Raw genomic sequence first — 11,308 nt, 5'->3', positions numbered from 1 at the left:
AGCTTGCACCCAAAATAAAATTGGACAGCTCTCCTACACCGAAAGAACCTGAACTGAAGGCATGCAATACATTCTTGATGAGTTCCACGCTTATGCCCGCAATCGGTCCCATGGCAAACGCTGCCAAGAGTGCCGGAAAATCCGAAAAATCAAACTTGATAAAAGGAGGCATTAAAAAAGGAATAGGAAACTCAATCCACATCAAAATATACGCTATAGCGGATAATATTCCTGTTACCGCCAAAAATCCCACACTACTCTTCTTCACACTGCTCACCATTCTTCCCTGACTTTCTGCTTTCATTGCTGTCCTCTCTTTCTTTGCATTTTCTGCAAACTGCATTCTTCCGGTGGTTCTTTTCGAAAGGCTTTAGGACCGGGCATTTTCCTTCTTTTTTGTATTTTCAAAGGAATCCTCTTTAAAAACGCCTTTGAAAATAGAAAAAGCCCTGTACAAAAAGTACAGGGCAGAAAGCACAACGCTCGTCTTCTTCCATCCAGACTATACTGTTGGTACCGGAGTTTCACCGGTTCAACTGCTTTCGCAGGTCGCGGACTTTACCGCCAGTGGGGACTTACACCCCGCCCTGAAGAACATTCATTTTTACGATACTAAGAATACTCCTCTGCCTAAAACTTTGCAAGGAATATTTTTTACGCTTTTAGAGCATGTTTCGACGCTTTGTTTCGACGCTTTGTTTCGACACTTTAGTTCGACACTTTAGTTCGATACTTTGCTTCGATACTTTGCTTCAATACTTTGCTTCGATACTTTTAGAACTTAATCCATCCCAGTACACCGGCTACGGAACTGAACAGAATAATCGCCACAAAGAAGGGGCAAAGGTATTTGATCATGAAATTAAATACCGCCTTTCTTTTAAAGGGAGCATCCTTTCGCATAACTTCCGCCGCAATACCCTCTACACCGATTACTCTGACCACCAAAAGACAGGTAGCCATAGCCGCAATGGGCATCATCACGGAGTTGGTCAGGAAGTCAAAGAAATCCAGGAAGGGCATATTTTTCAAAATGGTTACAAAAGATAAAGGCCCATAGCTTAAAGCACTGAGGGTTCCTAAAGCCACCATAATCAGCAGTAAAACCACTGTGGATCTTCTTCTACTCCACTTCAGTTCATCCTGGAAGGTGGAAACCGCACTTTCCGCCAAAGCGATAGCGGAGGTCAGTGCCGCAAAGAAAACTAAGGCAAAAAAGAGAATCCCCACTACTCGACCAAAGCCCATGCTGGCAAAGATTTTCGGCATAGTAATAAACATAAGAGAAGGACCTGCCTTTAATACGGAGGGGTCTCCGTTGGAAAAGGCGAAAACCGCAGGAATAATCATCAGTCCTGCCAAAACCGCAATGGCCGTGTCAAAAACCTCCACATGGCTGGTGGATTCTTCAATAGAAAGGTCAGATTTCATATAGGAACCGAAGGTAATCAGGATTCCCATGGCAATGGAGAGAGAGTAGAACATCTGTCCCATGGCGGAAACCACCGTCATCCAGGAAAAGTTCTTAATATTGGGAACTAAGAAGTATTTTACTCCGGCAAATGCGCCCTTTCTGGTGATGGCATAAATAGAAAGCAGAATTGCCAGAATCACCAGAATCGGCATCATAAAGGTGGAAACCTTTTCTATGCCATTTTCCACACCCATAAAGATAACCCAAAGTACCAGCAAGGTAAAAATCAAAAACCAAAACTCCGTCTTTACCCCATTTCCGATAAATGCCGTAAAGTACTCGGCCGTGGCCATGGCTTCCGTTTCTCCCTGGATATAGCCGAAGAGATATTTGCATACCCAACCGCCGATGACGGAATAATAGGGTACAATCAGGATGGGGATAATGGCATTAATCCAGCCTCCCGCCTTGAACATCCAGTCCTTTCCAAAGTGGGCATAGGCTCCCACGGGGCTCTTTCTGGTCATTCTTCCGATGGCACTTTCCGCAATTATCATGGTGTAACCAAAGGTAAGCATCAGAAGAAGGTAAACCAAAAGGAAGATTCCCCCTCCGTATTTCGCCGCCAAATAAGGGAATCTCCAAATATTTCCCAAGCCCACCGCAGAGCCTGCGGCGGATAAGACAAAGCCCAGGCGGGAGCTGAACTTACTTCGTTTTTGCTTTTCACTACTCATTTTCTAGTTCCTTTCTACTGCTACGCATTTCTTTTTATTCTCTCGGAAGCTCTACAGCCTCTCCTTCCGCTCCCAAAAACTTCAAGGCCTGATAGAGTCTGGCAAGGGGCAGGCCCATCACATTGTAATAGTCCCCTGCAATACCCTTTACAAAGGGGGCAAAACGGCCCTGAATCCCGTAAGCTCCCGCCTTATCCATAGGCTCTTTGCTTTCGATATAATCCCAAATTTCCCGCTCCGTAAGTCTTGCGAACTGCACCTCGGTCTTTTCGTAAAAACCCATTTTCTTCCCCTGAAAATGAAGGCTGACCCCGGTATAGACCTGATGGGCTCTTCCGGAAAGGGCGGAAAGCATCCTGTAGGCATCCTCCTCACTTTTCGGTTTTCCCAAAATCCGATCCTCGAAAAATACCACTGTGTCCGCCCCAATCACAAGATATTCCTTCGGATACTGCTTTGCCACGTCCTCCGCCTTCTGAAAGGCCAGCTTCTGCACCAAAAGACTGGGATCCGCCTCCGTTACATCCTCCGCTATTCCGCTGGGATGAATCTCCGCCTTAAGTCCCAGAAGCTGAATCAGCTCCTGTCTTCTTGGAGATGCGGAAGCCAAAACCAGCTTGGGAAATAGCACCGTGATGGGCTTTTCCTTTTTTTCCGCTTCCTTCCTTCTTTCCTCCCGCTCTTTTAATTTATGTTCCAAAAGGTCTACATCTTCTTTGGAAAGCCCCAGCTTTTCCAAGAAGTCCTCGTCTTTATTTGTAGCGTCTCCCATTCTTCTTCCTTTCTTTTTTGCAATTGCCCCTCTGTTTTTGCAGTCGCCTTTCTATTTTAACGATTTTTTTCTGTTTTCACAGTAATTTTTTTACAATTTGCCATAAAAATGATTTTCTTTCTCTTTTTTGTGAAATACGATGTTTTCCGGGAAAATAAGCGGAGAAAACAGCAAAGAAATTTCCTCTTTTCTCCAAAAGATTTCTTCTTGCATTTTCCTCCGCTTTATACTAAGGTGAACTCATCGCACTACGCGCAGTACATGTCTTAGAGAAAGGGAATTCTATGAAAATCGAAAACGTAAACAACGTAGAAGGCTTATTTAAGCTATTGAATGACTTACACGGAAAGGTAGAGTTGGTTTCTCCGGAAGGAGACCGAATTAACTTGAAGTCCAAGCTCTCCCAGATGCTGATGATGTCTCAGATGTTGGACAAGGCTTATATTAAAGAGCTGGAACTGATTGTTCATGAGCCGGAGGACATGAAGAAGGTTGTTGAATTCATGATGGGGGATGCCCACAATTGATTTTCCGCACTTGCGAAAATTTGACTCTTCCCAAAGCGGAAGAGTCTTTTTTTTCTGATTTGCTGGTGATGGGAGGCGGCTGTTCCGGCTTAGCCGCCATCTCTGCCGCAGCGGATCTTGGGATTGAAAACAGTCTTTTATTGGAAAAAGAAGAAAGCCTTGGAGGGCGTTTAGGAAAAAGCACGGAAGAGATAAGCGGGCTCTTTGCAAAGACCGTTCAGCCTAAAGAGCTTCTGTCCCATTTTTCCCTTTTTCTGGAAAATTATGGAGTCGCTCATCAAGAGGGTGTGGAAGTAGAGGAAATTTATGTTCTTTCAGGGGAAGCTCTTTCGATAATGCATTCCCAAGACGAAGCTTCTGCTTATCGCTATCTCTTAAAGGCTAAAACGAAGGAAGGAGAACGCTTCTTTATTAGTAAGGCTTTAGTCTTGGCTATGGGAGCATTTACTCCGGAGGAAAATGCCGCTGTTTGTGTTCTTATAGAAGAAGAGAAGAAAACAGGCTCCCCCCGACTTTTCCTGACAGGACAAAGTCTTGCCCCCTCCCAAAGCATTGCCGAAGCAGTGCAATCCGGTGGAGCTGCGGGTAGAATGGTAGGGGAAATGCTATTAAAAGAAAGGCATAAAACGTAATTTTAAAAAAGACAGGTCTGAACTATTCCCCAAACGAGATATCCCACGCTTTATCATTAATACTCCTTAAAACGAGATATCGCACACTACGTGTGCGATACTCGTTAGGAATTGATATGTCCCCTCCTTACCGATAATCCGATAAAGAGGGGACATATAAGTTACGAGAAAGATTTAATTCCTATTCTATTATAGCTTGATTATCCGATTCCACCGTAAAATGCACCTGCTATAAGTGCAAGTAATGCAAGTCCTGTATAAACATACTTACCCAAGAAAAACCATGTATCTCCTTTAGGCTTCTTTGCACCTGTATTTACCGCTTCCATTGTGTACTGTTTTCCAAATATGAAGAACAACATTACTGAAGCAAGTACCGCGCCAATAGGGCAAATATAGATAGACACCGCATCCATCCAGCTTCCTACAATTCCCTGTATCAATACTGCAACAACTACACCGAGTACACCGATTATTCCTACCGACTGTATTCTATTCAGTCTAAACTGCTGCTGCAATGTAGCTACAGGCGCTTCATACAGATTTACAAGTGAACTGAGTCCTGCAAATGTAACACATACAAAGAATATAATTCCTACAATCATACCACCGGGCATCTGATTCATGATATTTACCAGGTAGATAAACATGAGTCCCGGACCACCTTCACTAAGCTCTGCTCCTGATGTCGCCATAGCCGGGATAATAACGAGTGCTGCAAGCAGTGCCGCAAGGGTATCAAATATAGCTATGTTCATTGCAGAGAAGGGGATATCCTCTTTCTTACTCAGATAGGAGCCGTAAATAACCGTACCGTTTCCCGCAATAGAAAGGGAGAAAAACGCCTGTCCGAATGCAAATATCCAAAGTCTTACATCCTTTAATCCCTCCGGATTTACAGTAAAGATATACTTGTATCCGTTCACTGCCCCCGGTTGAATTCCTATGTAAATAGCCAATCCAATCATCATTACGAAAAGTAGCGGCATCATAAACTTATTTGCCTTTTCTATGCCGTCTGCAACGCCAAAGGCCATGATAGCAAAGTTTACAACGAGCGCGATAATGATCCAAGCATTGTTACCGAATGCAGTCGCTGTGGATCCGAAAGTGCTGCCAATAAGATCCATGTTGCTACCCATTCCAAAAAGCTGACCTGTAAAGGCCATAACAACATATTTAAAAATCCAGCCTACTACACAGGAATACCCTATGGCGAGAGCCAAAGAACCTATTGTCGGTATAATTCCTATACTCTCACCAAGTTTTCTACTTTTTCCGGCATGTTCCATAGCAGCACCGAATGCTCCTATAGGACCTTTCCCCGTGCTTCTTCCCAGTGCAATTTCTTCCACCACTCCTGTGCTACCAATCAAGATAACAAATAAGAAGTAGGGAATCAAAAAGGTCATTCCTCCCCAGGCTGACACAAGCACCGGAAATCTCCACAGGTTTCCCATACCCACGGCTGAACCTACACAGGCTATAATAAAACCTAATTGTGAGTTAAATCCATCCTGCTTTACAGCGGTATTATCTGAACCCATAAGCTTCCTCCATCTTGATAAAAATGTAAGTCCCTCTTGTGGATAGCAGTCCGGTCTCTACAAGACCGGACGCCAAGATATTTTATTTTTTTACGAGTATCGCCGGCATATCCTACGATATCTCATTTATTTTTCTTTATTTTTCCCAATATCCATAATTTCCTTCATCACACATTTCTTCCTTAGATGGAGCATATGGCTCTGCCCATGCATGGAAATGTCTCATTGGTAATGTATGGCCAAAGGTAATCTTTAGATTTGGAACTGTATCTCTGTCTTTATAAAGTTGTGTCAGTGCTGCAATAATATAATCCATGTGCTGCTTGCTAAACTGACTTCTGTTAATCGCCAGACGGACAACATTACATACTTCCTTCTGCTGCTCAGGAGTTTTCAGATCATATTCCATAGAGAAATCCCCTAGCTCTGAACAACGAATACCATAACGGTGAATCATCTCCAGAGAAAGTGCCTGTCCTGCAAAGCTCTCATGACCTCTCTTATAGTTAAAGAACTTATCAACATCAATATAAATTCCGTGTCCTCCTGCAGGTTGTACTACAGGAACACCGTTTGCTGTAAGACCGTCGGCCAAATACTGACACTGTCTTACTCTTTCATCCTGATAGTCAAATCTTGCCTCTTCATACATACCCTGGCAAAGCGCCATAATATCATGTCCGGACATTCCGCCATAAGAATCATTTCCATAAGCGGAAATCTGGCGAACCTTCAAAAGGTGTCCGATATCTGTCTTTACACTACCGTCCTCATTGAACTCTGAGAACTTCTGCCAGAAAAGTCCCTTGTCACGGAAAGCCAAAACGCCACCCATATTGGCATGTCCATTTTTCTTAAGGGATGCAGAAACCACATCAAAGTAGGAGAACATCTCTTTTGCAATTTCACAGATAGACTTGTCCCCATAGCCCTCTTCATTCATCTTAATGAAGTAACAGTTCTCTGCCCATCTTGCACCGTCCATAACAAAGGGAATATTGTACTTGTGTGCAATCTTGGAAACCTCTCTGATATTCTTCATGGAAACAGCCTGTCCGCATACAGAGTTATTGGTAACTGTAGAATAAATTAGCGGAACATTCTCTACGCCTACAGCCTCAATAAGCTGGTTGAGCTTATCAATGTCCATATCTCCCTTAAAAGGATTCTTCTCATATTTTCCGCTCTTTGGCACCTCAAATAAGATTTCCTTATGGAAAAGGTTTCTGGGTACATTGCCCATTTGCTTGATATTACCTTCTGTAGTATCAAAGTGAGCATTTGATGGAATGGTGAAGACTTTACCCGGCCATCTCTTTGCAAATAAGGGCTTTAATACATCAAACAAAAGTGCCTCTGCACAACGTCCCTGAGGAACGATAAATGTATTAGGTCTTGATAGCTGGTACTTACCGCCATTGATAAATCCGCCCTCATAGTCCACCAGATACACTTCATTCATCATTTTTTCAACATCATCCTTGTCTACACCTTCTTTGATGTAATTGATGAGTCTCTTCTGATTGTCTCCTCTTTCCCATACATCTCTAAATGCATCCAAAAGAACATAATATCCTTTGTTTCTTCCGTAAGATTCATCTGCAAGGAACATCGCTGACCACTGTGTGTCTGTCATGGATGTAGTACCTGAATCGGAAAGACAGTCAATGTATAAAAGACCTGCCGGAAAAGCAAACTCATTGTAATGCGTCATTTCCAGAGCTTTTCTTCTCTGCTCCTGGGTAACTGTAGGAACTTCTCTCACTACGTGTGTCCATGACTTTGGTGCCTCTACACCTAACATTTTCTCGTACTCCATTTTAATACCTCCATATATAAAAATATATTTTGATACCCCGGTCATCGTAAGAAACGACTGGCGGACGGTATTACAATCCATTGAAGCAAGATAGAAATACTGCTTTAGCCAACATGTCGCCATGTGCTTAATAGCCAAATTTTATATATTTAAATATATTATTATAAACATATTGCTATGAGAATAATTTATCACCCTTTCAACCACTTGTCAATATTGTTTAATTAAAAGCTATTTTTAGTGATATTTTAGTGCATTTATGTGTATTTTGTATAAATATCGGCTTTTGAAACAAAGCTTCAGAAATAACAAAATAGTGATTTGATAAATTTTATGGGATTTTTCTTTGCCTTTACACTAGGTTTCTGCATAAATGTATAAAAAAGGCCTTTGTTTTCCTATATGTCTTTTCAGCAAATAATATTTGAGAATTTTATTGAGAATTTTTTCTCATTTCTTTTCCATCTATCTCTAGACCCCAAATTTGTCATTTTGGTGATTTTGCTTAAAAACCGATTTTAGGAGCATGAAGTTTTGCTATAATAAATTAGAGCTGTTTTTATAAAATTTTTTGTGTGCTGAAAGCATACAAATATCAGAATTTGGAGCGATTATGAATGAATTGGATATAAAAAAATATATTGATTTTTCTGATTTTTTAGGTACAGTACTGGGACCTGATTACGAAATTATAGTATATGATCTAAAGCAAATCCTATATATCATTAACGGAAATATCAGCGGCAGAAAAAGTGGAGATCTGCTCAGTCCAACTATGAAAAGTATTTTACAAAGAGAAGAGTCCGCCAAGGAAACATGGCTATCAAATTATAGAGCGCTTTCCTCCAATGGCAAGATTTTGAGAGCCTCTTCTTTTTTTATAAAAGATGAAAGTCGCAAAGTCGTAGGTGGGCTAAATATAAACTTTGATGATAATCGATACAAAGAACTATCAAATCTAATTTTTTCTCTATGTCATCCGGATAATTATGTATCCAAAAATATTTCCATAGAAATAAAGGGTAATGATGAGCAAACAATATTTTCGGAAAATATTTCAAATACTATAGATGAAATATTGAATAGAATAAACAAGTCCCTTCCTTTCAGTGATCTAAGTCATTCAGAAAAACTTGATATCATACGACAGCTTTATCAAAAAGGCATCTTCTCTATGAAGGGCTCTGTTAAAACTGTAGGGAACAGGCTGTGCTGCTCCCCCGCCAGTATGTATCGGTATTTGGAACTTGTAAAAAAGGAAAAATAATTTGATATTTTTTTATGATTAGCAGAAATATGCTAACATATTGATTTGAGAACAATAATTAGAACTACACCCATCAACGAATACCCTACAAAGCAACACAGGGTTTGGGTTCATCAAGAAAGGAGATTTTAACATGCTGAAGAAACATTAATTCTGGGCAGTCGTAGCAGTTGTGGGCATGGTGATGTGCTTTATCACAGGACACGCTATGATGGCAGGACATAAACCTAAAGCGGTGACAGAGTAAAGTAGTATAATCACAAAAAGGGACTTTGAAAATCAAAATGATAAAGAACTTTTCGGCAATATAGGTCTGAAAATGGGGTGTCTGAGCCCGATACTTGCGAAATCCGGTGAAGTGAAGAACTGTAAAAAATCAATAAATGAAGCGAATAATGCAGTATAGGTCTATATTAGGGGTAATCTGAGCCCGCCGGTACTTACTGAAAGCGAGCAAAGCGAAGCTTGAAGTTAGTGCTGTAAGGACAGACTTTTCATTAGAAAAGTCGTCCTGATACAGACCAACTTCCGAAGGAAGTTGCTTTGCGAAGCAAAGTGAGCAGTGGTTAACAGAAACCACTGCTCAGTCAAGGCGAAGTTAGCGGGAGCGTGCCCTGATACAGACCTATAGGGCTTCAGAGCGGCTCCTTAAAATGTACTTAGAAAAAAACAAAACAGCGCCCTATAAAAACTTATTTTTTATAAAAATATTGCGATATACATATTGTAAATTAATAAAATAGAGTAGAACAGGAATCGCAGGAAGGAGCTTCCGGCGGTGCAGAGAGACAGGGATGTTTTTCATGCCACATTCCTAAGGAGGACGAAATGAAGTTGCAGTATGTGGGAAATAGTTTTTCAGAGGGTTTGACAGATGGAAAAATTTATGAGGGAAAGGATGTCAATATCTTTTGCGTTGCTGTGATGGATGATACGGGAATGGAACGGATTTATTCCAGACTGACTCCCGGACCTTTTGCCGGTAAGTCAGAGGGCAGATGGGATATTATATAAAAAGACTTTTAATGAGAAAAAACGAAAAATAGAGTAGAGGGAGGATAAGGTAAACAGCTTATCCTCTTTTTACGTTTCTCCAAAGCTTTTCGCTTGCTTACCCTGAAAATAGAGCCTGTCTCCGCCGCTTTTAGGGCAAATCTTACGATTTAAGGAAAGAAGTATCAAAAACCGCGAATTCTTTGTGAAAAATGATATTCTTCCTTGAAGAAAGCTGTCTTTCTAGGTATACTACAGAAGAAAATTGCAGGAGGCAAGGAGGGAAATATGGCGGAGCGTGAAAACAGTGTTTGGGGAAAGATTCGCGTACAATTAGGGGATGTGCAGAACTACCTCTTGAACGGACAATATAAAGAAGCGGTGATTATGGACAAGGAGATTTTGGCCAGCCTGGTACGGATGCAGATCGATCAGGCTTTGATGGTCTCCAGTAATTTAGAGAGCGATATTAATCAGCTTTTTGAAGGCGGTATTATTTCTGCCAAGTCCAGAGATACCTATCACGGAATTCGGGCCTTTGGAGAGCTGGCAGAGCTTGGTAATGAATCCACTGCCCAGGATGCCAATGACTCCTTCTCCATGTTAAGAGATGCCTTATCGGAGTATGTGGAAGAGGGACCGGGAAGAAATGAAGGAATACAGGGAGAGGATTCTCTTGCCGCTACATCTTCTTCCGCAGCCTATAGAGATGAGCTGGGAGAGGAGAATACGATTTCCAGCTCCAGCTTAAGAAGAGAAACAGCAAGACAGGCAGGACTGGCTTCCCGTATTGATGCGGAGAATTATGGAGCGGAGGCGCCCAGACTTACCACCGAAGGATATTCTTCCAGAATTCGGGAAATTGAAAGGGAAGAGCGGGAAGAAGGACTGGGAGCAGGAATTCCCGTTCGGAGAAGTACCGCCGGAAAGGGAAGAACCGGAGCGGGAACCGATAGAGCAAGACGTTTACAAAAGAGCGTAGGCTCAAGCAGTTCTGTGAAGAGAAGAAGCGGAAGAACTACAGGAACAGCAGGCAGAAGACAGAGAAGTACTGCAAATAGAAATCCGGGAACAGAGTGGGATTTGTACAGCATTTTACGAATTGCCCTTCCGGTGGCAATTGCTATTATTGTGATTATTCTGGTAAAGGTGCTTTTCTTCTCCGCAAAGAAGCATAGCGTAGTGGAAACTACAGCGGCGGTAACAGAGACCTCTGCAACAGTGGAAAGCACGGAGGAAACTACCGTGGAGGAGACAACGGCTACACCGAAGCGTTATTTCACCACCACAGGAGTAAGAGTCAGAACAAAGCCCAGCACAACAGATTCAGAAGTACTCACCGTGTTGGATGAAGGAACAGAGCTGCAATATAAGGCGGATTATAATGATGAGTGGTTAGAAATCACCTATAACGGACAGGATGCCTATATTTCCAAGCAGTATGTACGTTCCGAAGAAGTGACAACCCAGAGTAGCACAGGAACAAGCACTACAGCATCAAGCTCTGCTACAGGAAGCACCAGCGCTACAACAGAAAGCCGTGCTAACGCAGCTACTACAGCACAGCAGGCCAATGGCGGTGCTACTACATTAACCGTTT

General features: G+C 42.0%; 10 protein-coding genes and 1 riboswitch. Of the genes, 5 read left to right on the top strand and 5 right to left on the bottom strand.

Translation table 11 applies throughout. The annotated features are described in order from the left end of the window. The 3 genes from RDQ32_RS09745 to RDQ32_RS09735 all read right to left on the bottom strand — a co-directional run. A partial coding sequence (locus RDQ32_RS09745) for an ECF transporter S component (RefSeq protein ID WP_308580289.1) occupies positions 1-304 on the bottom strand: 304 nt, incomplete at its 3' end. Positions 305-481: 177 nt separating this feature from the next. Next, positions 482-599: riboswitch (FMN riboswitch) on the bottom strand. 175 nt (positions 600-774) lie between these two features. Further along, on the bottom strand, positions 775-2,151 hold the full coding sequence (locus RDQ32_RS09740; protein WP_007157488.1) for a sodium-dependent transporter: 1,377 nt from the start codon (positions 2,149-2,151) through the stop codon (positions 775-777). A gap of 34 nt (positions 2,152-2,185) precedes the next feature. Beyond that, entirely contained in the window at positions 2,186-2,923 is a 738-nt protein-coding gene (locus RDQ32_RS09735; RefSeq protein ID WP_308580288.1) for a Maf family protein, read from the bottom strand. A gap of 284 nt (positions 2,924-3,207) precedes the next feature. Between RDQ32_RS09735 and RDQ32_RS09730 the strand changes: the two genes are divergently transcribed. Further along, the gene (locus tag RDQ32_RS09730; protein ID WP_007157491.1) at positions 3,208-3,450 is read left to right on the top strand and encodes a hypothetical protein; all 243 of its coding nucleotides are present in this window, start codon (positions 3,208-3,210) and stop codon (positions 3,448-3,450) included. Positions 3,451-3,509: 59 nt separating this feature from the next. Next, positions 3,510-4,082, top strand: a complete 573-nt coding sequence (locus RDQ32_RS09725) for a hypothetical protein (protein WP_308580287.1) — start codon at positions 3,510-3,512, stop codon at positions 4,080-4,082. A gap of 200 nt (positions 4,083-4,282) precedes the next feature. Here the strand turns inward: RDQ32_RS09725 and RDQ32_RS09720 are convergent, their stop codons facing one another. Together RDQ32_RS09720 and RDQ32_RS09715 are read right to left on the bottom strand one after the other, a co-directional pair. Continuing rightward, a complete protein-coding gene (locus tag RDQ32_RS09720; protein ID WP_308580285.1) occupies positions 4,283-5,629 on the bottom strand; it encodes a sodium-dependent transporter in 1,347 nt (448 codons plus the stop codon). Between the two features lie 136 nt (positions 5,630-5,765). Beyond that, positions 5,766-7,448 carry a tryptophanase gene (locus RDQ32_RS09715; RefSeq protein ID WP_308580283.1) on the bottom strand — a complete coding sequence of 561 codons (1,683 nt, stop codon included), beginning with the start codon at positions 7,446-7,448 and terminating at the stop codon, positions 5,766-5,768. A gap of 613 nt (positions 7,449-8,061) precedes the next feature. On the opposite strand from RDQ32_RS09715, the gene RDQ32_RS09710 reads away from it, so the two are divergent. From RDQ32_RS09710 to RDQ32_RS09700, 3 genes are all read left to right on the top strand, one after another. After that, positions 8,062-8,715: a PAS domain-containing protein gene (locus tag RDQ32_RS09710; protein ID WP_308580281.1), complete on the top strand. Its 654-nt coding sequence runs from the start codon at positions 8,062-8,064 to the stop codon at positions 8,713-8,715. Between the two features lie 828 nt (positions 8,716-9,543). After that, positions 9,544-9,729 carry a hypothetical protein gene (locus RDQ32_RS09705; RefSeq protein ID WP_183684653.1) on the top strand — a complete coding sequence of 62 codons (186 nt, stop codon included), beginning with the start codon at positions 9,544-9,546 and terminating at the stop codon, positions 9,727-9,729. A gap of 267 nt (positions 9,730-9,996) precedes the next feature. Then, positions 9,997-11,308, top strand: a 1,312-nt coding sequence (locus RDQ32_RS09700) for an SH3 domain-containing protein (protein ID WP_308580279.1), incomplete at its 3' end; no start/stop codon positions are given.

This window comes from uncultured Oribacterium sp., assembly GCF_902481605.1.
Classification (GTDB): domain Bacteria; phylum Bacillota; class Clostridia; order Lachnospirales; family Lachnospiraceae; genus Oribacterium; species Oribacterium sinus.
This window is presented reverse-complemented; position numbering and strand designations above follow the sequence as displayed.